Raw genomic sequence first — 20,867 nt, forward strand, 5'->3', positions numbered from 1 at the left:
TTTTGTACCTAAAGCTTAGAGTGAACTAACTCAGCCATCATTTCTATATGAAGCTCACTATCGTTCAAACAAGGAATGTAGGTAAAGCTTTCTCCACCTGCTTCAAGGAAGATCTCTTTACACTCTTCCGAGATCTCTTCCAACGTTTCTAAACAATCCGAAGAGAATGCTGGTGTCACTACATTGATATTTTTTACCTCTTTTGCAGGAAGTGCCTCTAGAGTTTTATCGGTATAGGGCTGTAACCACTCTTCTCGGCCAAATCGAGACTGATACGTCATACCTATCTGTTGCTCGTTTAACCCTAACGCTTCAGCGAGTAAGCGAGTCGTCTCTTCACAGTGCTGAGGGTAAACATCTCCATTATCAGCGTAACGTTTTGGAATACCGTGATAAGAACATAGCAAGTAGTCTCCCTTACCATACTCTTGCCAATGTTCACGAACTGAATGCGCTAACGCTTCAATGTATTTCGGGTGATTGTAGTAATCCCGAATAAAGCTAAAGCCCGGCATCACGGGCAGGTTTTTAAACGCTTTAGTGATTCCGTCAGAAACCGCTGCCGTTGTTGTGCCCGAGTATTGCGGATACAAAGGTAAAACGATGACTTCCTCTACCCCTTGGGCCAACAGCGCTTCAAAACCTGATTGCAAACTTGGATTTCCATAAGTCATGCCAAGTTCGACTGGCATATCAAGCTTTTGAGCCAACTTCTCTGTTTGACGCTTAGAGTACACCATCAGTGGCGAGCCCTCTTCCATCCAAACTGATTGGTAGAGTTTAGCAACCTTGGGAGCTCGGATTGGAAGGATAACGCCGTGCAATAGCGGACACCAAAGCCATCGAGTCATGTCTACCACTCGGTGATCATGAAGAAACTGACTTAAAAAACGCTTTACGGCAGGAGCGGTTGGTGCGTCAGGAGTACCCAGGTTCACGAGGAGTACACCCTGTTTATAATTCTCTTTCATAACATCCTATTCATGGTAAACGGCTTGGTTCATATACTTAAATAGCCTCAAAGTGCTGCATCGCTGCAGCTTGAAGTTATTTAGATATATGTTTACGAGTAAACTAAAAAAAGCGACCACTTGGGTCGCTTTCAATATATCAAAATATTAATTTTTTGACTTCAGTAAATTAAGAGAGTGCTTTCTCGATATCTGCACTAACTTCAGCTACTTGCTTAGTACCATCAAACTTAAGGTACTTAGTGTTGCCTGCTTCAGCTTCTTTACCGTAGTAGTTGATTAGTGGTGCAGTTTGCTCGTGGTAAACACCTAGACGTGCACGTACTGTTTCTTCTTTGTCGTCATCACGAACAACAAGATCTTCACCAGTTACGTCATCTTTACCTTCCACTTTAGGTGGGTTGTAAACAACGTGGTAAGTACGACCAGAAGGAAGGTGAGCACGACGACCTGCCATACGCTCAACAATCACATCATCTGCAACGTCAAATTCGATAACGTAGTCTACATCAACGCCCATTTCTTTTAGGCCGTCAGCTTGAGGAATAGTACGTGGGAAACCATCCAGTAGGAAACCGTTCGCACAGTCTTCTTGAGCGATACGCTCTTTGATAAGGCCAAGGATGATTTCATCAGAAACTAGCTGACCAGCGTCGATAACAGCTTTAGCTTGTTTACCAAGCTCTGTACCTGCTTTGATAGCAGCACGAAGCATATCACCAGTAGAGATTTGTGGAATACCGTATTTTTCCATGATGAAGTTTGCTTGTGTGCCTTTACCTGCACCTGGAGCACCTAGAAGAATGATGCGCATGATTTATCCTCTTTAATATTTAAGATTTATACCGAAGCTCACAATAGCTGGGCTTCTTAGACATCAAACCCGAGAAGCACTCGCAACGATAAGTTTCGGTATAACGTATATAGGCGAGCAAAAATACACGCCTTATTACTCACATTCAAGTCGCAGATTCTATCACAGGTTCGCCGCGCAAAGAGTGTATTAAGACTAAAGAATGTTAACGATACCCTCTTTCACGCCCTATTGATTATTAACTCAACACCTGAGATGCAAAATTTTGCGACAACAAACAAAAAGCTCGCGAAATGCGAGCTTTTTGATGTACTGAGGTTATTACACCTTAGTCAAAAGTTTATTAACAGCTCCTAAGAACTCCGTTGGGTCCTCAATTGAGCCTCGCTCTGCAAGCATTGCTTGACCAAGCAGGACTTCTACCCAACGACCAAATGCCTCTTCATCCGCTTCGTCAGCCATGCGCTTAACCAGCTCGTGCTCTGGGTTTAGCTCAAAGATGTACTTCACTTCTGGCACTGCCTGACCCGCCGCTGCAAGAAGCTTCGCCATTTGAGTGCCCATTTCGTAATCGTCCGTTACCACAACAGCAGGTGTAGATGCGAGTTTAAAGGTCGTACGAACTTCTTTCACACGATCGCCTAGGTAAGACTTCGTGCGTTCTACAACCGACTTAAACTCTTCTTCAGTTTCTTTCTGCTTCTCTTTTTCTGCTTCATCTTCAAACTGACTTAGATCGAGCCCAGCTTTTGTGATTGACTGGAACTGCTTGCCGTCAAACTCAGTTAAGTAGTTCATCAGCCACTCATCAATGCGGTCGTACATCAAGATAACTTCAATGCCTTTCGCTTTGAACTGCTCTAAGTGAGGGCTGTTTTTCGCAGCTGCATAGCTGTCTGCCGTCAAGTAGTAGATCTTATCTTGACCTTCTTTCATGCGCTCAACGTAAGCAGCTAGACCCACGGTTTGCTCCGCAGAATCCACTTCAGTTGAAGCAAAGCGCAATAGGCCTGCAACTTTCTCTTTGTTTGCGAAGTCTTCTGCCGGACCCTCTTTCATCACAAGACCAAACTCTTTCCAGAATGATTGGTATTTCTCTTCATCATTCTTAGCCATGCGCTCTAGCATCGTTAGCACACGCTTAGTACAAGCATTACGTAGAGACTGAGTCACTTTGTTGTCTTGTAAGATCTCACGCGATACGTTGAGTGGCAGATCATTGGAGTCTATTAAACCACGTACAAAACGTAGGTAAGACGGCATGAACTGCTCTGCATCGTCCATAATGAACACGCGTTGTACGTATAGTTTCAAACCTGATTTGTGGTCGCGGTTCATCATATCCCATGGCGCTTTAGATGGGATGTAAAGCAAGCTCGTGTAATCGTTTTTACCTTCTACACGGTTATGGCTCCAAACCAATGGATCGGCAAAGTCATGTGATACGTGCTTGTAGAACTCTTGATACTCTTCATCTGAGATATCCGATTTATTACGCGTCCACAGAGCTTGAGCTTTGTTGATTTGCTCCCACTTCTTCTCATCCGTTTCTTTGCCTTCGTCATCGTGAACAACCGTTTGGATGGAAACTGGGATGCCAATGTGATCCGAGTACTTGCTGATCACATCACGTAGACGCCATTCATTTAGGAACTCTTTACCTTCTTCACGCATATGAAGAATGATATCAGTACCACGCGATTCTTTAGTGATGTTTTCGATGGTGTACTCACCTTCACCGGCTGAGTGCCATTGTACTGCTTCATCAGCGGCTAGGCCCGCAGCACGAGTGCGTACGGTGACGGCATCAGCAACGATAAACGCCGAGTAGAAACCAACACCAAACTGACCAATAAGCTGAGAGTCTTTGCTCTGCTCTTCAGACAGCTTTGAGAAAAACTCCGCGGTCCCGGATTTTGCAATCGTACCTAAGTGCTCGATCACATCATCGCGGCTCATACCGATACCGTTATCAGAAATGGTTAAGGTATTTGCGCTTTCATCAAACGACAGTTTCACGCAAAGATCTGCATTACCTTCATATAAGTCTGGGTTAGATAGCGCTTGGAAGCGCAGCTTGTCCGATGCATCTGATGCGTTAGAAATCAGCTCGCGCAAAAAGATCTCTTTATTTGAATAAAGAGAATGGATCATTAAATGCAGTAGTTGTTTTACTTCTGATTGAAAACCACGAGTTTCTTTGTTTTGAGATACGGTTTCGCTCATGTGTGCTCCATAACATCTAAACTAATTGGTTTTTTCATGGAGATAAGTTTGTGACTTTCCCCTTGAAATTACCTTACTGAGATGTCATTTAACATGTGGCTGACAAATGTAAATTCAAGGTCAATATTGCTAAAAACGGTGTTTTTTTAGAAAAATTTAATTATCCTACCAGCCTAAAAGCATCTAAAATGTCGTGCGCACTCCATGCGCTTCGGTAATTTTGTGACATAAATCACTATAATTACAACATCATCCATCTAAGAAGAACTAAATGACTAACATCGGCACCAAATTTCTACTTGCTCAAAGGTTCACCTTTGATCCAAATAGTAATTCGCTCGCTGACCAACAAAACGGCAACGACGTTGTACGATTAGGAAGCAACGAAAGCCGTATACTTCTGATGTTGGCAGAGAGACCAAACGAAGTTTTAACCCGTAACGAGCTTCACGAGTTTGTTTGGCGTGAGCAAGGTTTTGAGGTGGATGACTCAAGCCTGACTCAAGCGATCTCTACTCTGCGTAAGATGTTGAAGGACTCAACAAAATCTCCAGAGTTTGTTAAAACGGTTCCTAAACGCGGTTATCAACTCATTTGTTCAGTGGAACGCTTAAGCCCATTATCTGCTGACTCTAATACTGACGTTGAAGAAGCCACTTCTGAAAATGAAGCGCACGCTGCGGAAATAGAAACAAATGACGCGCCGTCAACAGAAGCGGCGGCAGACACCACGACTGAAGTAGAGCCTCAAGTAGAACTACCTAAGGCACAGCCAAAACCAGCAGCTAACACTAATAACTGGCTGCCGCGTATGATCGTTCTTTTGTCTCTGCTGCTTCCTATTTGTGTATTGCTATTCACCAATCCTGCAGAATCCCAATTCCGTCAGATTGGTGAGTATCAAAATGTACCTGTGATGACGCCAGTGAACCACCCGCAAATCAATAGTTGGTTGCCGTCCATTGAGCAGTGCATTGAACGCTACGTAAAATACCATGCAGAAGATTCAATGCCGGTAGAAGTGATTGCTACAGGTGGCCAGAACAATCAGCTGATTCTGAACTACATTCATGACAGTCAACATTCATATGAGAACGTGACATTGCGTATTTTCGCTGGTCAAAATGACCCAACCGATATCTGTAAATAAGGAGGCCAGAATGAAGATAAAATTAGCATCTGCGGTTTTGGCCGTATCCGTCCTTTTCAGTGGTTGGTTATATTGGGGTAGCGACCTAAAAGTGGAGCAGGTCCTCACTGCCAATGAGTGGCAGTCAACCATGGTGACGGTCATTACAGACAGCTTGCCTGACGATCCTGTCGGCCCACTGCGTCGTGTTAATGTTGAATCAAATGTGAAATATCTCCCTAATGGAGACTATATTCGCGTAGCAAATATCAAACTATTCGCTCAAGGTTCAACGGCAGAATCCACGATTAATATCTCGGAAAAAGGGCGCTGGGAAGTCAGTGACAACTATTTGTTGGTTTCGCCTTCTGAGTTTAAAGATATTTCATCTTCTCAATCAAAAGACTTCTCCGAAGCACAGCTACGTTTGATCACTCAAATCTTTAAGCTTGATGCTGAGCAAAGTCGCCGTATTGATGTCGTGAACGAAAAAACGCTATTGCTCACTAGCTTGAACCATGGTTCTTCGGTGCTGTTTAAAAACTAACTTTGATTTGATGATAAGGGGGCAAGACGCCCCCTTTATTTTGCTTATGGATTGGCTAGATACCACCACCCTCTTTTTCGGCTCACTTATCGCCAATACTCTGGCTTCGCTTTCTGGCGGCGGTGCAGGCTTACTTCAATTCCCTTTGCTCATCTTTCTCGGCTTGCCATTCTCGGTTGCGCTAGGGACACATAAAGTGGCTTCCGTCGCTTTAGGCTTAGGGGCAGCAAGCACACATTTAAAAGCAGGCACAATTAAGTGGAAGGTCGCGCTCTACCTTATAGTCTCTGGCAGCATTGGCGTAGTCTTAGGGGCAAACCTAATTGTCCAAATACCTGATGGTATGGCGGAAAAAATGCTAGGGAGCATGATTCTCGCGCTCGGCATCTATTCACGGTTTAAGAAATCATTAGGCCAAGAAGAAATAATACGTAACCGTCACCCAATCGGTGGGGTCATCGGCGGTGTCGGACTAATGCTCATCGGTATCATCAACGGGTCGCTGACCGCAGGTTCTGGTTTACTCGTGACACTATTTTTAGTTCGCTGGTTTGGGTATAACTATAAACAAGCCGTTGCTTACACCATGATTTGTGTCGGCCTGTTTTGGAATGGCATTGGAGGCATTGCCGTCGTCCAAGCTGGCGCTCCGATACATTGGGCTTGGCTGCCTATTTTACTGTTAAGCTCTTTTCTAGGCGGCAGTTTAGGCGCATGGGCCGCGACTCGATACAGCAACCGAGTGATTAAAATTGCATTCGAAATTCTCACGTTTGCCGTGGGCATCAAGTTGCTAGTTTAAACCGATTAAAAGGAAAGTTTCATGGATAAAGCGATCATTGATATTTATTACTGCCGCCAATGCAACTGGATGTTGCGTTCAACTTGGCTATCGCAAGAACTACTGCATACTTTTAGCGAAGAAATAGAAACGATCAGCTTACACCCAGATACGGGTGGTCGCTTCGAAATTTTCTGTAATGGCCAGCAAATTTGGGAACGGAAAAAAGACAGCGGCTTTCCTGAAGCAAAGGTGCTAAAACAGCGCGTAAGAGACATTATCGACCCAGAACGCGATTTAGGACATTCAGACACAAAATAGGGAGCAATTCGCTCCCTATTTTTTTACTTAGTAAAACCGTTAAATCATGGTTTGTGCTAAGACTTCGCCTTCTGGCGTTTTTACCGTTAGCGTATTGTCTTCTAAAGTACCAAAGCTTCTCGGTAAGCCATTACGTGGGAATGTCATCGAGCCTGGGTTAAATATAATGGCTCCATCTTGCATCTCTGCGACAGGAACATGCGTATGACCGTGGGCGATGATATCACCTTCACGCAGTGGCGGCCGTTTTTCAGAGTTATACAAGTGACCATGAGTCAAAAAGATTCTCTTGCCAGATTCAAGTAGCACCCACGAGTAATCCATCATCATTGGAAACTTCAATAGCATTTGGTCTACTTCACTATCGCAGTTACCACGCACAGAAATAATTTGATCACTGTATTGGTTCAATAGCTCCGCCACCTGCGGTGGGTTGTAACCTTCTGGAATCGGGTTTCTTGGCCCGTGGTTTAGCGTATCCCCCAACAAAATCAGGTGCTCCGCACCAGAGGCTAAAAATAGCTCAATAGTTTCTTTAGTTGCTGGCAAAGAGCCATGCAGATCTGAGGCAAAAAATAGTTTCACGACATCGTCTCCTCACAAAGTACGAGGTCATTCTACGGCATTTTTATGACAGCTCAACCAACGACTACTGATAACGCAATGATTCAATGACCATAGGCAAAATATAGAACCATGCGGCATACGCAGTTCCAACCAACACCAGTATCCAAAACACCATCGACATAAATTTTGACTTAGCTAGGTGGTGCAGCGGGTCTGGCTCTCCGCATCCTGGACATGCGTGAGCGCGCTTTGAGATTTGTTTCTCACACACAGGGCAAGAGACTAAAGGCATGATACAAATTCCTCGACAATAGACTTAGGGCGCAAAGAATAATGGTGAATTAACACATATGCAACCTAACATATATTAAATATTTTAGTTCTTTGTAACAGTCGCTGACTTGAGAAAAAATGCGTTGATTTTTCATTTATATCAACCTATTACACTTCTTCTCGCACCATGCCATTGATGACAATATTGTTATAACTCACCATGCCAATGACCTCCCCATCTTCAATAACCGGAGCTCGGCTAATGCCAAATCGTTCAAATAGGCGCGCACAATATTTCACATTCATATCAGGGTCGACACACAAAGCGGGCTTGGTCATGATCTCATAAATATTCGTGCGCTGTGGAGAGCGATTATTCGCCAGCACCTTTTTGGCGATATCATTCATCAAGACGATGCCATATTCATCGTTGTCATCTCGCTTTTTCACCACCAGCGCTTTGACTTGGTATTTTTTAGCCAACGTTATGCCTTCATAAACTGTCATTAGCCCATCAACCATGACATAAGTAGCCGCCATTACATCTCGAACTCTAATTATCGTTTGACTGCTCATAACTCATCCTCGACCACTTTGGTCAACGTCTCTACTTGATGCGCGACACCGACTGCATCCTCAATATCGATCTGAATAGCAATGCCCTGCCCCGACTCTCGGTCGAACTCACCAACTTCATTGATGGTTTCTAATATGTGTCGAGAAAGGTGCTCCTCAACGACAAACAGCAGCACATCTTTTTGTACTTCCAGCGTTAAGCCAAAAAACGTTCGCTTTTGATTTAAGCCCTGTCCACGAGCGTTATTAATCACCGTCGCACCAGTCGCGCCAGCTTCGCGAGCAGCGTCCAGTACCTTGTCTGTTTTGCTGTCTTCAACAAACGCAAGTATCAATTTAAAGCGCATTTTCTTCGTCCTCCGAGACATCTTTATTCAGCCATTGGGTTATTTGCGCATAGCCCATCACAGAGATCATAGGAAACAGACTGGCAAAAGCGATCAAGCCAAAGCCATCAATCATTGGGTTTCTTCCTGGGACGGTAGAAGCAAGCCCCAGCCCTAGTGCGGTTACAAGCGGAACAGTGACAGTAGAAGTCGTGACGCCTCCAGAATCGTAGGCGAGTGGAACAATAAGCTTTGGCGCATAAAACGTTTGAATCACAACCACGATGTAACCCGCAATGATGTAATAGTGAATAGGGTCACCGACAACAATCCGATAGCTCCCTAGCGCGATGCCAATGGCCACCCCAAATGCAACGGCCACGCGTAAACCGTTAATACTGATACTGCCACCAGAAACTTGGTTTGCTTTTATCGCTACAGCGATTAGAGAAGGCTCAGCAATCGTGGTACTAAAACCGATAAAAAAGGCGAAGGTATACACCCAATAGTAGTCGACCCACACTAAGGCTTTTCCCACAGAGACTTTAAACTCTTGTAAAAATTCCGGCGCCGTCAGTTGCACGGCCATGGTCTCTCCGAGCGGAAACAGAGCCATTTCTAATCCGAGCAAAAAAAGAGCGAGCCCAAGAATCACATAAACAAACCCAAGCAAAACCTTCTTAAGGTTGTTAACTGGACGCCTTAACACCGCTAACTGAAAACCAAAAATAATGCTGGCGATGGGAATGACATCTCGAACGGTCGATAATAAAGTGTCTAGGAAATGTTCAATTGAAATCATGTTACGACCATTCCGTAAACCATCACAAACATCATCGGTAGTAGCGAGGCAAAAGCGATCAAACCAAAACCATCCACCATGGGGTTGCGCCCTTTAATCGCCGATGCTAAACCAACCCCTAGTGCAGTGACCAAAGGCACGGTGATAGTCGACGTCGTCACACCTCCAGAATCATAAGCAACGCCAATAATGGCTTCCGGTGCAAACCACGTCAGGACTACAACGCCGACGTAGCCGCCGATGATCATGTAATGAATTGGCCACCCTTTTAAGATGCGCAGAACGCCAATAACGATGGCGATTCCCACAGAAAGCGCTACCGTTACTCGTAGCCCTTGTCCATAATCCTGCATCGATTGCTCTGAGTTTGGGATCATCCCGCCTTCTGCCGCAACTTCTGATGCTTCTTCTGCTACGGCCGTTAATGCAGGCTCGGCGATCGTGGTGCCAAAGCCTAGACAAAACGCAAAAACTAACAACCAGAATACGCTGCCTTTTTTTGCAAAGGCTTGAGCCATACTCTCTCCGATAGGAAAAAGACCAAGCTCTAGACCAAAAATAAAAAACGTTAACCCTAAAACCACAAGCAATAAGCCAAAAAGAATGGAGATGAGATTAGGAAGTGGCTCTTGCAAAACAACTAATTGAAAAAAAGTGATAACAACAACGATGGGTAGCAGATCGCGAGCACTATTAAGGAGCGCTCGAAAAAGAGCAACAAATGCTTCCATACCTATCCCTCCTTGATGGTGCAAACTGATTACGCTTGTTCCGGTAGCGATGTTTTTAGTCTGACATAGATTTAGTTCTCCTACCGTGAACGAATTAGCGCCATGCATAACATTTAGTTACATTTTTTCAATATGTGAAGTCAGTAGCCTCGCTACAGGCTTGCCACTATCCTAGAAATAATAGTCTTGAGATGATCAAGCTCAGCACAAAACGACTATAATGTTCTAATACGTGTACATTCAAAGAGATAACATGAAGATATTACTCACAGGTGGCACTGGGTTTATTGGTTCGGAGTTGCTCAAGCTGCTATCCACTCACCAAGTTATGCTACTTACACGCTCTCCGGAGCAAGCAAAACAACGCCTCCAACACGCTGATTTGGGTAATATCGAATACCTTGACTCGCTTGAGTCATTCGCCGACCTCAATCACATTGATGCCATAATTAATCTTGCGGGTGAGCCTATCGCAGATAAAAGATGGACCAGCGAGCAGAAAGAAAAAATCTGTAAAAGTCGCTGGAAAATTACCGAACAAATCGTTGAGCTGATCCACGCCAGCACAGAACCTCCCGCTGTTTTTATTAGTGGCTCGGCCGTTGGTTACTATGGCGATCAACAAGACCATCCGTTTGATGAGTGCCTGCATGTTAACAGTGAAGACTTTCCTCACGAGGTTTGTGCAAAGTGGGAGCAAATAGCCAAACGCGCAGAGTCTGAACAAACACGTGTTTGTCTATTGCGAACTGGCGTAGTACTCGGCCTTAATGGCGGGGCTTTGGCGAAAATGCTCTTACCTTACAAACTTGGCGTAGGCGGCCCGCTCGGGAACGGTAACCAGTACATGCCTTGGATTCACATTCTGGATATGGTCCGCGCCATCATGTACTTGCTTGAAACACCACATGCCCACGGTGCGTTCAATATGTGCGCACCTCACCCTGTGACTAACCGTATCTTTAGCGGCACGTTGGCAAAAACGCTCAAACGACCACATATCTTGTTCACGCCTAAATGGGCAATGGAACTCCTAATGGGTGAATCTTCCTGCTTATTGTTCGATAGCATGAGAGCAAAACCCAAAAAGCTCACCGAACTTGGCTTCAAATTTAGCTACTCCAGAATAGAGCCAGCACTCAAGCACTTGCTTCATGACCGGAGCTGATGAATGATCACCTCATTCAATGTTTCTTGAGGCTTAGTTTATGAAAAAGTCGATTCTTATTACGGGTTGCTCAACCGGTATCGGTTACGTGTGCGCTCACGCCCTGCAAAACGAGGGATTTCATGTCATTGCATCTTGTAGGAAAGAGCAAGATGTCCAACGTCTAATTAATGAAGGGCTAACCTGCATCAAGCTAGACCTAAACAGCCCTGAAAGTATTTCTTCGGGCGTAAAGCAAGCATTAGAGCTAGCAGAGGGTAAGCTTTATGCCGTGTTCAATAATGGTGCCTATGGCCAGCCCGGTGCATTGGAAGACTTGCCCACCGAGGCTCTTCAAGCTCAATTTCAGACCAACTTTTTTGGTTGGCACCAGTTAGTCAGAGAAGTGCTTCCTCACATGCGCATACAAGGCGAAGGACGGATAATACAAAACAGTTCTGTTCTTGGCTTTGCTGCAATGAAATACCGCGGCGCCTACAATGCGTCAAAGTTTGCCCTAGAAGGCTGGACTGACACACTACGGCTAGAGCTTGCGGATACGAATATCAAAGTGGCATTGATAGAACCTGGGCCTATCGAAACTCAATTTAGAAACAATGCATTAAAAGCCTTCGAGAAGTGGATTGATATTGAATCCAGCCCTCACCGCCTCGCCTATGAAGGACAAAGAGAGCGACTCAACAACGACAAATCTAATAATCGATTTGTTTTACCTGCAGACTCCTGCGTCGCACCTGTTCTTCATGCATTAACTAGCGCTTCACCTAAAATTCACTATCGAATTACTACGCCGACTAAATTATTCGCAATCTTGAAAAGGTTATTACCAACCCGTGTGCTTGATAAAATTTTGCGACAAGCTGCATAAAAAAGTTTTGTCACAATGTAATTTCATCGTAACAATGTGATGTCATTATGAGCATGTAGGTTAAAAAAAACCTCAAACAAACGAATCAATTTCTACGCAATTCAGTGAGCACTATTCAGCCTAAAGTGAATGAGTTGCTTAGATTTGGTATCGCCACCCATTACGTTTTGTAGCAATGTTTTTACTACTGCGAGGCAACAATGACATTAAATCAGCTTAACTGGCTTAGTGTGGGTGTAGTGTTGACCATGTTCATCCTATTTTGATACCGCACTAACAAATAGCATTAGAACTGCGCTGCTTCGGCAGCGTTTTCTTTTTGCCTTACACCTATTCAGCAGTAACACTATTCTCTTACCGCATCCTTTCACAAAATAGAATGATTCATTATTGATGACGATTAGCAACCATCGCTTGAATTTCCCTTAAATCAACTCCATATCTATTATCAACGACAAGACACAAAGCAAGGATACTCTGATGCAATCCCCATTTATCGTTGAGATAACAGAACAGAACTTTCGCGAAACGCTTGAAGGATCAATGAACACGCCCGTTCTGATCCACTTTTGGGCCAATGCTCAACCAGAAAGCGCACAGATACTCCCTGAGTTGCAATCTCTTGCTCAACAGTACAACGGTGCATTTACGCTTGCTTTATTAAATTGTGAAGATCAGCCGGCTCTAGCGTCTCAATTTGGTGTGCAAGTATTGCCAACTATCGCGCTGTTTATAAATGGTCAAGCCGTCGATGGATTGGGTGGCCCTCAGCCAATTGATGCCATTGCAACCATGCTACAAAAGCATTTGCCAAGCCCAGATGAACAGCTATTAAAGCAAGTCAGTGAACTTCTTCAGCAAGGTGAACATGCTCAGGCTTTAAGCATCATCCACACTTTGCCGCCAGAACTGCAAGAGCGTGGCGATGTGAAACTCGCGATGGCTGATTGTTTATTAGAAACCAAACAATTTGATGTAACCCAAGAGCTACTGAACGCTATCCCTCTTGAGTATCAAGATAACTACTACAAGAGTCTAATAGCCAAGCTCGAGCTGCATTTGCAGGCTGCAGATAGCCCTGAGTTACAACGACTAGAACAAACATACGCAGCAGACATGGCAAACTTCGAGCTCGCTTGTGAATTGGCGGTACAGTACAACCAGGTGGGTCGTGATGAAGAAGCGCTGGAACTGCTGTGGAATATTCTTAAAAAAGACTTGGGCGCCCAAGACGGTGAAGTGAAGAAGACTTTTATGGATATTCTCAGCGCGCTAGGTCAAGGCAACGCATTAGCAAGCAAATATCGCCGTCAGCTGTATTCGATTCTGTACTAACTCGCTGAAAAGCGAAACTTCAACTAAAGGCCGGATATTCCGGCCTTTGTTATATAAAAAACCAATAACCTCTTAAGGTTCTCAGAACTTCAATTGTCTATTGTCTATAAATAGGTAAAAATGAATCGGACATTATGCACTTAAGGGAATAACTCATGCCAATTGATTCACTGATTACCATCGGTATTTTCGTCGTTCTTGCTGTAGTTATCTTATCTTCAGCCATTAAGACGGTGCCACAAGGAAATAACTGGACAGTCGAACGCTTCGGACGCTACACCCATACGCTAAAACCCGGCTTAAACTTGATCATCCCATTTGTTGATAAGATAGGGCAAAAAGTCAACATGATGGAGCGCGTTCTTGATATTCCAGCGCAAGAAGTTATTTCAAAAGACAACGCTAACGTGGTTATTGATGCCGTCGGATTTGTTCAAGTCATCGATGCTGCCAAAGCGGCTTATGAAGTCAACGATTTGGAACATGCCATTAGAAATTTAACTCTCACCAATATCCGTACCGTTTTAGGCTCAATGGAGTTGGACGAAATGCTGAGTCAGCGTGACATGATCAACTCCAAGCTGCTGGCAATTGTTGACCAAGCCACCAACCCGTGGGGTGTAAAAGTCACGCGAATTGAAATAAAAGATGTCCAGCCACCATCCGATCTAACGGCGGCGATGAATGCTCAAATGAAAGCCGAGCGAAATAAACGAGCGGAGATTCTCGAAGCAGAAGGGGTACGCCAAGCTGAAATTTTAAAGGCTGAAGGTCACAAGCAATCGGAGATATTAAAAGCTGAGGGCGAAAAGCAGTCTGCTATTCTCCATGCTGAAGCTCGTGAACGCGCCGCACAAGCAGAAGCAAAAGCGACTTATATGGTTTCTGAAGCGATTGCCAAAGGCGATATGCAAGCCGTCAATTACTTCATTGCTCAAGGCTATACCGAAGCGATCAAAAGCATTGGTCAAGCCGAAAACGGCAAAATCATTATGCTTCCATTAGAAGCGACCGGACTAATGGGCTCGGTTGCAGGGATAGCAGAGATGTTTAAACAACAAGATAAAGAATAACTTATGGACTTTTTCAGTTTGCTGGAAGGCGTCTCTTTCTGGCATTGGCTAGCCTTCGGTTTTGCACTTCTAGCGGTAGAGCTACTTGGGACGGCGGGATATTTTCTCTGGCTCGGAATTTCTGCACTTATCGTTGGGGCACTAATGACTGTTTTACCAATGAGCTGGCAATTACAATGGCTTTGCTTTGCAAGTTTCAGCTTAATCACCACTTGGTTATGGTGGCGACGACAATGGTCTCAAGACAAGAACGAAGACCAAGAAAGAGATCTGAACCAAAAGTATAAGCAGTTAATCGGACGCACACTTACCATTGAAGAGGACTTTTCTGTTGGACTCAATCGTATCAAGGTTGCCGATACCACGTGGTCGGCACAGTCGGATCAAGCACTTCCAGCAGGAACGCGCGTTAAAATAAAAGATATCGATGGTATTATTTTAATCATTGAGCCTGATTCTAAGTAATTTATGCCAAAGTAATGGGGCAAACTATGCTCCATTACTTTAATCTAGACAACCGCTTTCATTTCATTGATTTAATTAAAATCGAACAAAAAATAAGTAACAGCAATATTATTAATATCCTACCCTCTCCTTCCAGGAATTTAATTCCTCATCATACGACAATCAATAAGATAGAAATATATCGATATAAATTATCTTTCTAAATTTATTTTAAAAAATAAAACTTTATTGAATTATTTTTTGATCTTTTTGCCCCCCCATACATACTTAACGCATAAGCATTTAAGTTGAATGCTTTTTATTTGGTAAGTAAGAGGATGTACTATGAAGAAACTTCTCTTTTTAATGTTATGCGGTATCTTTTCTTTTTCTTCCTTTGCCTACACTAACGGAAATGGTGGTACAACTAATTTAGGACCGATAGTCGAATGTAAATTGCCAAGTGGTGATGTCACTAATATTCCAAGTGAAATGTGTCGATTTAGAGGCGGAGAATGGAACTAATATAGAAGTCAGTAGTTAGTTCGATATAAGTAAACTATTGATACCTTACTTTTCAGTAAAGTCATTATTTACCCAAGCAAGTAGATATTCAATGTCTACATTAAGGTGATGATTATGAGATTTTTAGCTGGTCTATTGTTAGCATGTTTTGCCCTAGCTCCATTAACTACTCATGCCAATGGTGCTTCAGGTGGACGTACGCTAGCCCCAGAGATAAAGTGTGAGTTACCAAACGGTAACGTGCATATGTTACCGCCGTTATATTGCAAAATATATGATGGTCGAGAAGTAAAATAAAAAAGGAGCCTAGCGGCTCCTTTTTATCATCTCACTAAGTATTAGTGGAAGCTGTAAGGGATAAGAACTTGTAGACGTAGGTCTGTTTCATCCGCATCACCAGCACCAGCGTACTCATCGCGCTCTAGGATTGTACCGTGTAGACGGATCGTAGAACCTTTCAGTGCGCCACTCTGTAGAGAGTAAGATACTGTCGCGTTAACTGCGTATTCACTTTCGTAATCCCAGTCACCTGATGCACCGCTTGCTGCAGAATCAGCACCAGTACCGTAACCAAAGCCTAGGTAGTAGTTCCAGCCGTTACCTTGGTTGTACGATAGACGGTTGTACCACGCTAGCTCACCCGCTTTGTTCCAGTCAGACAGTGCATCCCACCACTGAGACCAAGTACCGTTGTTCATACCGTAAGTATGAATTGTACGTGGAACGAAGTCAGCACGGTTGTCTGTGTCTGTGTAGCGTAGCTCAGACATCCAAGCTAGCTTGCCGAAAGATTGATTCAAAGATAGACCAGTGTGGAAACCTAGACCATCGTATTTCACATCATCGTCAACACCGTAGAAATCAAATGCTAGAGTTGTACGGTCACTCACAGTGTACTTCAAGTAAGCCTTGTAAGAAGTGTTGTCAGTTTCGTTGTGGTAGCTAGTTACTTGACCTGCACCCCAGTCGATACCATTTGCATATTGAACGCCAGTAGCTTGACCCAAACCAAGTTGCATAAACAAGCTGTCAGTTAGGTTACCGTTTAGGCCTAGAGAGTGTAGGTAGCTCCATGAAGTGTCAGACCAAAGCGCTGGCGCGTAGTCATCTTCGTGAAGTAGCCAAGGTGCTGTAAATTGGTCTGCACCAAAGTAGCTTAGGTTGAAATCACCTAGTTTAGCGTTCAGTTCGAAACCACGGTAAGTACCAGGTACGAAACTCCAAACGTTACCAATAGTACCGTTACCACCCGCTTGTAGCATACCAAAGCGCGCGTTGAAGCTTTCGTTTGCTTTGAACTTCAGTGCTGCTTTGTAAACTTTAAGCTGTTGACCATCACCTGCACCCCAGTCTAGGTTGTTACAAGTTGAAATTTCGTTACATAGGTAGCCTTCGTTTGAATTGTAAAGGCTATCGTTGTAAAGGTCGCCAGAATAGTAAGCCGCAACATCTGCACCAACCCAACCATCGTGGTAGCCAGAAGTAAAGTCTAAAATTGCGTTGTAAGAAGAGTAGTTTAGACGACTCCAACGGTCACCGTTTTCACCGCCTGGCTTACCTGTTGTACGAGTACGAGAACGAGTATCAACTAGAAATAATGCATTAAGACTAGAGTCTTGCATAAATTCGTTCACTTTCTCGACGTACTCGCCACCTGCTGCACTTTCAGTAGACGCTGTAGCTGGAGCAACAGCAACAACACCAAACATTGCTGCGGTTAACGCTGAAACCTTAAAAAATTTGTCCATGGAAAAACTCCTAAAAATGGATATAGCTGTATTTTTCTATCTCACCTTTAGTTGGCCGCCGAAGGAGAGAAGTAAATTCCTGATCAAACCTCATTATTTCTAATTTGGCTTTTTTTAGTTCCTGCATACACACCGTGTATCCACGTGATTAAGACTAACTTCGCAGCTAAAAACATCCAAACGGAACTTATTTTTTTTCTAAAAAAATATGAGCCAGTCCAAAGTTCCATATAAGTTGTTGATCCAGATCTTACTTTTAACAACACCAACACAAAAAGACAGTTAAACATTAAATATCAATAACTTAACCCCCCCCCTAGAACTCCAACTTGAAGTCACTCGCAGACTAAAGAAGTAAAAAACCTTAATAATTCAATGGGAGATCTTGATCACTGAAAAGATAAAAAGCATAAAAAACTCAATAAAAAAGCACTTAATTATGGGCAAAAAAAGCCCCACATGCTTACCATGTGGGGCTTTTAGTTATTTTTTAGCTTTTTTGATAAGACTTAATTCATCAACTCGAGTAAGTCTTGTTCTGTTTTGATCTCGATACCCAGTTCTTGTGCCTTTGCCAACTTCGAGCCTGCATTTTCACCAGCAAACAAAATATCCGTTTTCTTAGAAACACTACCTGTCACTTTTGCACCTAGTGATTGAAGGGCTTCTTTAGCCTCTGTGCGACCTAATTGAGAAAGTGTTCCTGTCAATACAACTGTCTTACCTTCTAACGGTAGCTCTCCTACCTGCTCAGTCGTATTAATCTCTGGCCAGTGGATCCCTTGTTCAAGCAAATCTTTAACCACTGCTTGGTTCTGCTCTTCACTGAAGAAAGTCGTAACATGTTGAGCAACCACAGCACCGATGTCTTGCACTTCAATTAACTGCTCTTCGTTAGCATTTTGGATGGCTTCCAACGTTTTAAAGTGCATTGCTAGGTTTGCGGCGGTTGCCTCGCCAACTTCACGAATCCCCAGCGAATACAAAAAGCGAGGTAACGTTGTTTCTTTGGATTTTTCTAACGCATTCACAATATTCTGCGCAGACTTTGGCCCCATGCGATCTAATACCGTTAAAATCCCCGCAGATAACTTAAATAAGTCAGCAGGGGTTTTTACCATCTCACGATCAACAAGTTGCTCGATCACTTTATCGCCTAGACCGTCAACGTCTAACGCTTTACGAGACACAAAGTGTTTTAGCGCTTGTTTACGTTGGGCTTGGCAAACTAAGCCACCCGTACAACGTGTTACCGCCTCTCCTTCGATCCGTTCAACATGCGAACCACAAACAGGACACTGAGTTGGAAAAATAATATCTCGCGCTGTTTCTGGTCGACGCTCTTTGATGACAGAAACGACTTGAGGAATAACATCACCCGCTCGACGAATCACAACGTGATCACCGATCTTAACTTGCAGACGTTCTATCTCATCTGCGTTATGAAGCGTCGCATTACTTACCGTTACCCCGCCAACAAATACAGGCTCTAGTTTAGCAACAGGTGTAATCGCACCAGTACGACCGACTTGGAATTCCACCTCATTCAACGTCGTCATTTCTTCCTGAGCCGGGAATTTGTAGGCAATCGCCCAACGTGGAGCGCGAGCAACAAATCCAAGACGCTCTTGCACGGCAATATCGTCAATTTTAATGACGACACCATCGATCTCATAAGGAAGGGCATCACGACGCTGCAAGATATCTTGGTAGTAAGCTTTTACATCCGCCAAGCTTTCAACTCGCTTGGTCTCCGGGCACATTGGTAATCCCCAAGATTTAATTTGCAAGAAGCGTTCGTAGTGACTTGCCGCCAATTCAGCGCCTTGCACCACGCCTACACTGTATGCATAGAAGCTAAGCGGACGAGAAGCCGTAATGCGTGAATCCAATTGTCGTAAGCTACCTGCCGCAGCATTACGTGGATTAACAAAGATTTTCTCGCCTTTCTTCCTTGCTAATTCATTGAGCTTTTCAAACCCAGCTTTCGGCATAAAGACTTCACCACGAACTTCAAGACGATTTGGCCAGTCATTACCTCTGAGTTTTAAAGGAATGGCTTTAATCGTGCGAACATTCTCTGTGATGTTCTCGCCGGTAGTGCCATCACCTCGTGTTGCCGCCTGCACTAGCACTCCGTTCTCATACAGTAAACTAACTGCAAGTCCATCCAATTTCGGCTCACAACAGTATTCTTTTACACTCTGACTGCCCACCCGCTCTTGTGCTCGCTTATGGAAACTATCAAGTTCGCTGTCATCAAACGCATTATCAAGCGAAAGCATCGGTACTTCATGTGTCACTTGGCTAAACGCAGAGAGAGGTTGTCCACCGACACGTTGACTTGGTGAATCTACGGTAATTAAATCAGGGTTCTCAGCTTCAATATCCAGGAGCTCTCGCATTAAGCGGTCGTACTCGGCATCAGGGATCTCTGGGTTATCTTCCACGTAGTAACGCACAGCGTGGTAATGCAACGACTCTTTTAGTTCTTCTAATCGCTGAAGTACTGATTCAGACATAGTAAAGCCCCGTGTATTTTCAATCGGTGAGGTTGGGAAATCCAAGAAAAAGGGCTCCATCCGGAGCCCTATTATTATTTGCTGTTAAGATTATGCGTTAGCGGCATTAAACTCAACTATTTGACGTCGATAAGACGCTAAACGGTCTGGCGTCATTAAGTTACGCTGGTCATCAAGAACGTTACCACCTAAATCATCAGCAATTTGCTGCGCAGTTCGGAGCATTAAGTTGAAGTTCTGTTCAGCCTCGCCATAACAAGGCAATGTCATGAAGAATGAAATACCCTTCGTTGTAAACTCAGCAGGATCAGCATGCTCAAACGTACCAGGGTGCATCATATTAGCGACGCTAAACAGCACTTTGCCGTTACCGGACAAGTCGACATGACGGTGGAAAATATCCATCTCGCCATAAATTAAGCCGTTTTGTTGCATACTCTCAAATAAAGCAGTACCAACAAATGGCTCTTCACCCGCACAGTGCACATTCAATACAATCACTTGCATTTCAGGTTCAGGCTTCGGCTCTTCCTTAGGCTCTGCAACGACAGGCTCACTAACCGTTTCGACTTGCTGTTCTTTCTCAGCAATATCAAACGCGGCGGGAATAGCTTCTTCTTCCACAGCAGGCTGGAGTGGCTCTTCAACTGCTGGTGCTTGAACAACAGGCTCAACGTCCTCTTCTTTATCTTTTTCTGCAACAAATGAAGGGATGTCATCTGGCTCCTGCTGTGTCTGTGTTACTTCAGATGGGCCACCGAATAGCGGGTCAGATTCAAATTTGTTGTCGAAAGAACTCGCCATCCCAAAATCTGGTTCTTTGCGATCTTTACGAATGATCTCAAAGTCATCTTCAGGAGCGGGAGCGAAGTCTCGTTCTTTCTCGACAAGATCATTTTTGTCCCCTTGGTCAACATCCAGCTTACCAAGCGGCTTGTTACCAAACTTTGCTTTGCCTTCTTTTTTACTGCTCCACAAACCATGAAACAGCAATGCCGCGATGGCTAATGCGCCAACAACAATGAGTACGAATCGCAATTCCTGCATTATTTACTCTCAATATACTTGTTTTTACTACTCGCAGTTCCTTGAGCAGCAACCCAAGTGCAATAAATCTGAA

At 44.0% G+C, this 20,867-nt stretch carries 22 protein-coding genes; 10 read left to right on the top strand and 12 right to left on the bottom strand.

Going from position 1 to position 20,867, the window contains the following annotated elements; translation table 11 throughout:
- Nucleotides 1–8: 8 nt before the first annotated feature.
- From hemH to htpG, 3 genes are all read right to left on the bottom strand, one after another.
- Nucleotides 9–971 (bottom strand): ferrochelatase, encoded by a 963-nt coding sequence (gene hemH / locus L3V27_RS12310; RefSeq protein ID WP_237311936.1) that lies wholly within the window; start codon nucleotides 969–971, stop codon nucleotides 9–11.
- Between the two features lie 169 nt (nucleotides 972–1,140).
- Complete coding sequence (gene adk / locus L3V27_RS12315; RefSeq protein ID WP_005393061.1) at nucleotides 1,141–1,785, bottom strand: adenylate kinase; 645 nt, start codon at nucleotides 1,783–1,785, stop codon at nucleotides 1,141–1,143.
- Nucleotides 1,786–2,106: 321 nt separating this feature from the next.
- Complete coding sequence (htpG, locus tag L3V27_RS12320) at nucleotides 2,107–4,011, bottom strand: molecular chaperone HtpG (protein ID WP_237311937.1); 1,905 nt, start codon at nucleotides 4,009–4,011, stop codon at nucleotides 2,107–2,109.
- A 271-nt stretch (nucleotides 4,012–4,282) separates the two neighbouring features.
- Here htpG and L3V27_RS12325 point away from each other — a divergent pair, with 271 nt between their 5' ends.
- Genes L3V27_RS12325 through L3V27_RS12340 form a run of 4 tightly spaced genes read left to right on the top strand, consistent with a single transcriptional unit; the run spans nucleotide 4,283 to nucleotide 6,789 of the window.
- Nucleotides 4,283–5,161: a transcriptional regulator gene (locus tag L3V27_RS12325; RefSeq protein ID WP_237311938.1), complete on the top strand. Its 879-nt coding sequence runs from the start codon at nucleotides 4,283–4,285 to the stop codon at nucleotides 5,159–5,161.
- Between the two features lie 10 nt (nucleotides 5,162–5,171).
- Nucleotides 5,172–5,687, top strand: coding sequence for a transmembrane regulator ToxS (toxS, locus tag L3V27_RS12330; protein WP_005393067.1), 516 nt, complete (start codon nucleotides 5,172–5,174; stop codon nucleotides 5,685–5,687).
- Nucleotides 5,688–5,733: 46 nt separating this feature from the next.
- Nucleotides 5,734–6,489 (top strand): sulfite exporter TauE/SafE family protein, encoded by a 756-nt coding sequence (locus tag L3V27_RS12335; protein WP_237311939.1) that lies wholly within the window; start codon nucleotides 5,734–5,736, stop codon nucleotides 6,487–6,489.
- Nucleotides 6,490–6,510: 21 nt separating this feature from the next.
- Complete coding sequence (locus L3V27_RS12340) at nucleotides 6,511–6,789, top strand: SelT/SelW/SelH family protein (protein WP_005382088.1); 279 nt, start codon at nucleotides 6,511–6,513, stop codon at nucleotides 6,787–6,789.
- A gap of 39 nt (nucleotides 6,790–6,828) precedes the next feature.
- Here the strand turns inward: L3V27_RS12340 and yfcE are convergent, their stop codons facing one another.
- The 6 genes from yfcE to L3V27_RS12370 all read right to left on the bottom strand — a co-directional run bounded on the left by yfcE (nucleotide 6,829) and on the right by L3V27_RS12370 (nucleotide 10,064).
- The gene (gene yfcE / locus L3V27_RS12345) at nucleotides 6,829–7,374 is read right to left on the bottom strand and encodes a phosphodiesterase (protein WP_005393071.1); all 546 of its coding nucleotides are present in this window, start codon (nucleotides 7,372–7,374) and stop codon (nucleotides 6,829–6,831) included.
- A 64-nt stretch (nucleotides 7,375–7,438) separates the two neighbouring features.
- Nucleotides 7,439–7,648, bottom strand: coding sequence for a hypothetical protein (locus L3V27_RS12350; RefSeq protein WP_005393073.1), 210 nt, complete (start codon nucleotides 7,646–7,648; stop codon nucleotides 7,439–7,441).
- Nucleotides 7,649–7,797: 149 nt separating this feature from the next.
- Nucleotides 7,798–8,205 carry a CBS domain-containing protein gene (locus L3V27_RS12355; protein WP_005393075.1) on the bottom strand — a complete coding sequence of 136 codons (408 nt, stop codon included), beginning with the start codon at nucleotides 8,203–8,205 and terminating at the stop codon, nucleotides 7,798–7,800.
- Nucleotides 8,202–8,552 (bottom strand): P-II family nitrogen regulator, encoded by a 351-nt coding sequence (locus L3V27_RS12360; RefSeq protein ID WP_005393077.1) that lies wholly within the window; start codon nucleotides 8,550–8,552, stop codon nucleotides 8,202–8,204. Before L3V27_RS12360 ends, L3V27_RS12355 begins: the two co-directional genes overlap by 4 nt.
- On the bottom strand, nucleotides 8,542–9,333 hold the full coding sequence (locus tag L3V27_RS12365) for a DUF1538 domain-containing protein (protein WP_046874269.1): 792 nt from the start codon (nucleotides 9,331–9,333) through the stop codon (nucleotides 8,542–8,544). Before L3V27_RS12365 ends, L3V27_RS12360 begins: the two co-directional genes overlap by 11 nt.
- A complete protein-coding gene (locus tag L3V27_RS12370) occupies nucleotides 9,330–10,064 on the bottom strand; it encodes a DUF1538 domain-containing protein (RefSeq protein WP_005393081.1) in 735 nt (244 codons plus the stop codon). Before L3V27_RS12370 ends, L3V27_RS12365 begins: the two co-directional genes overlap by 4 nt.
- Nucleotides 10,065–10,317: 253 nt before the next feature.
- Between L3V27_RS12370 and L3V27_RS12375 the strand changes: the two genes are divergently transcribed.
- From L3V27_RS12375 to L3V27_RS12400, 6 genes are all read left to right on the top strand, one after another.
- Entirely contained in the window at nucleotides 10,318–11,232 is a 915-nt protein-coding gene (locus L3V27_RS12375; RefSeq protein ID WP_005393083.1) for a TIGR01777 family oxidoreductase, read from the top strand.
- A 40-nt stretch (nucleotides 11,233–11,272) separates the two neighbouring features.
- Nucleotides 11,273–12,100: an SDR family oxidoreductase gene (locus L3V27_RS12380; RefSeq protein WP_237311940.1), complete on the top strand. Its 828-nt coding sequence runs from the start codon at nucleotides 11,273–11,275 to the stop codon at nucleotides 12,098–12,100.
- A gap of 480 nt (nucleotides 12,101–12,580) precedes the next feature.
- Complete coding sequence (locus L3V27_RS12385) at nucleotides 12,581–13,435, top strand: co-chaperone YbbN (protein ID WP_237311941.1); 855 nt, start codon at nucleotides 12,581–12,583, stop codon at nucleotides 13,433–13,435.
- Between the two features lie 155 nt (nucleotides 13,436–13,590).
- Nucleotides 13,591–14,508: an SPFH domain-containing protein gene (locus L3V27_RS12390; protein WP_005393087.1), complete on the top strand. Its 918-nt coding sequence runs from the start codon at nucleotides 13,591–13,593 to the stop codon at nucleotides 14,506–14,508.
- Nucleotides 14,509–14,511: 3 nt separating this feature from the next.
- Nucleotides 14,512–14,973: an NfeD family protein gene (locus L3V27_RS12395; RefSeq protein WP_237311942.1), complete on the top strand. Its 462-nt coding sequence runs from the start codon at nucleotides 14,512–14,514 to the stop codon at nucleotides 14,971–14,973.
- 324 nt (nucleotides 14,974–15,297) lie between these two features.
- The gene (locus tag L3V27_RS12400) at nucleotides 15,298–15,477 is read left to right on the top strand and encodes a hypothetical protein (RefSeq protein WP_074191004.1); all 180 of its coding nucleotides are present in this window, start codon (nucleotides 15,298–15,300) and stop codon (nucleotides 15,475–15,477) included.
- A gap of 338 nt (nucleotides 15,478–15,815) precedes the next feature.
- Here L3V27_RS12400 and L3V27_RS12405 read toward each other — a convergent pair whose 3' ends face one another.
- The 3 genes from L3V27_RS12405 to zipA all read right to left on the bottom strand — a co-directional run bounded on the left by L3V27_RS12405 (nucleotide 15,816) and on the right by zipA (nucleotide 20,794).
- Nucleotides 15,816–17,225 carry a hypothetical protein gene (locus tag L3V27_RS12405; RefSeq protein WP_006742721.1) on the bottom strand — a complete coding sequence of 470 codons (1,410 nt, stop codon included), beginning with the start codon at nucleotides 17,223–17,225 and terminating at the stop codon, nucleotides 15,816–15,818.
- Between the two features lie 509 nt (nucleotides 17,226–17,734).
- Entirely contained in the window at nucleotides 17,735–19,747 is a 2,013-nt protein-coding gene (ligA, locus tag L3V27_RS12410) for an NAD-dependent DNA ligase LigA (protein WP_237311944.1), read from the bottom strand.
- A gap of 90 nt (nucleotides 19,748–19,837) precedes the next feature.
- Nucleotides 19,838–20,794, bottom strand: coding sequence for a cell division protein ZipA (zipA, locus tag L3V27_RS12415; RefSeq protein ID WP_237311945.1), 957 nt, complete (start codon nucleotides 20,792–20,794; stop codon nucleotides 19,838–19,840).
- Nucleotides 20,795–20,867 lie beyond the last annotated feature (73 nt).

The organism is Vibrio sp. J2-3(2022) (assembly GCF_021725735.1).
Classification (GTDB): Bacteria; Pseudomonadota; Gammaproteobacteria; order Enterobacterales; family Vibrionaceae; genus Vibrio; species Vibrio diabolicus.

What these genes read in the sequence shown, in the direction of transcription:
- hemH (WP_237311936.1), bottom strand. Translation starts at nt 971, where the DNA reads ATGAAAGAGAATTATAAACAGGGTGTACTCCTCGTGAACCTGGGTACT.
- adk (WP_005393061.1), bottom strand. Translation starts at nt 1,785, where the DNA reads ATGCGCATCATTCTTCTAGGTGCTCCAGGTGCAGGTAAAGGCACACAA.
- htpG (WP_237311937.1), bottom strand. Translation starts at nt 4,011, where the DNA reads ATGAGCGAAACCGTATCTCAAAACAAAGAAACTCGTGGTTTTCAATCA.
- L3V27_RS12325 (WP_237311938.1), top strand. Translation starts at nt 4,283, where the DNA reads ATGACTAACATCGGCACCAAATTTCTACTTGCTCAAAGGTTCACCTTT.
- toxS (WP_005393067.1), top strand. Translation starts at nt 5,172, where the DNA reads ATGAAGATAAAATTAGCATCTGCGGTTTTGGCCGTATCCGTCCTTTTC.
- L3V27_RS12335 (WP_237311939.1), top strand. Translation starts at nt 5,734, where the DNA reads ATGGATTGGCTAGATACCACCACCCTCTTTTTCGGCTCACTTATCGCC.
- L3V27_RS12340 (WP_005382088.1), top strand. Translation starts at nt 6,511, where the DNA reads ATGGATAAAGCGATCATTGATATTTATTACTGCCGCCAATGCAACTGG.
- L3V27_RS12350 (WP_005393073.1), bottom strand. Translation starts at nt 7,648, where the DNA reads ATGCCTTTAGTCTCTTGCCCTGTGTGTGAGAAACAAATCTCAAAGCGC.
- L3V27_RS12355 (WP_005393075.1), bottom strand. Translation starts at nt 8,205, where the DNA reads ATGAGCAGTCAAACGATAATTAGAGTTCGAGATGTAATGGCGGCTACT.
- L3V27_RS12360 (WP_005393077.1), bottom strand. Translation starts at nt 8,552, where the DNA reads ATGCGCTTTAAATTGATACTTGCGTTTGTTGAAGACAGCAAAACAGAC.
- L3V27_RS12365 (WP_046874269.1), bottom strand. Translation starts at nt 9,333, where the DNA reads ATGATTTCAATTGAACATTTCCTAGACACTTTATTATCGACCGTTCGA.
- L3V27_RS12370 (WP_005393081.1), bottom strand. Translation starts at nt 10,064, where the DNA reads ATGGAAGCATTTGTTGCTCTTTTTCGAGCGCTCCTTAATAGTGCTCGC.
- L3V27_RS12375 (WP_005393083.1), top strand. Translation starts at nt 10,318, where the DNA reads ATGAAGATATTACTCACAGGTGGCACTGGGTTTATTGGTTCGGAGTTG.
- L3V27_RS12380 (WP_237311940.1), top strand. Translation starts at nt 11,273, where the DNA reads ATGAAAAAGTCGATTCTTATTACGGGTTGCTCAACCGGTATCGGTTAC.
- L3V27_RS12385 (WP_237311941.1), top strand. Translation starts at nt 12,581, where the DNA reads ATGCAATCCCCATTTATCGTTGAGATAACAGAACAGAACTTTCGCGAA.
- L3V27_RS12390 (WP_005393087.1), top strand. Translation starts at nt 13,591, where the DNA reads ATGCCAATTGATTCACTGATTACCATCGGTATTTTCGTCGTTCTTGCT.
- L3V27_RS12395 (WP_237311942.1), top strand. Translation starts at nt 14,512, where the DNA reads ATGGACTTTTTCAGTTTGCTGGAAGGCGTCTCTTTCTGGCATTGGCTA.
- L3V27_RS12400 (WP_074191004.1), top strand. Translation starts at nt 15,298, where the DNA reads ATGAAGAAACTTCTCTTTTTAATGTTATGCGGTATCTTTTCTTTTTCT.
- L3V27_RS12405 (WP_006742721.1), bottom strand. Translation starts at nt 17,225, where the DNA reads ATGGACAAATTTTTTAAGGTTTCAGCGTTAACCGCAGCAATGTTTGGT.
- ligA (WP_237311944.1), bottom strand. Translation starts at nt 19,747, where the DNA reads ATGTCTGAATCAGTACTTCAGCGATTAGAAGAACTAAAAGAGTCGTTG.
- zipA (WP_237311945.1), bottom strand. Translation starts at nt 20,794, where the DNA reads ATGCAGGAATTGCGATTCGTACTCATTGTTGTTGGCGCATTAGCCATC.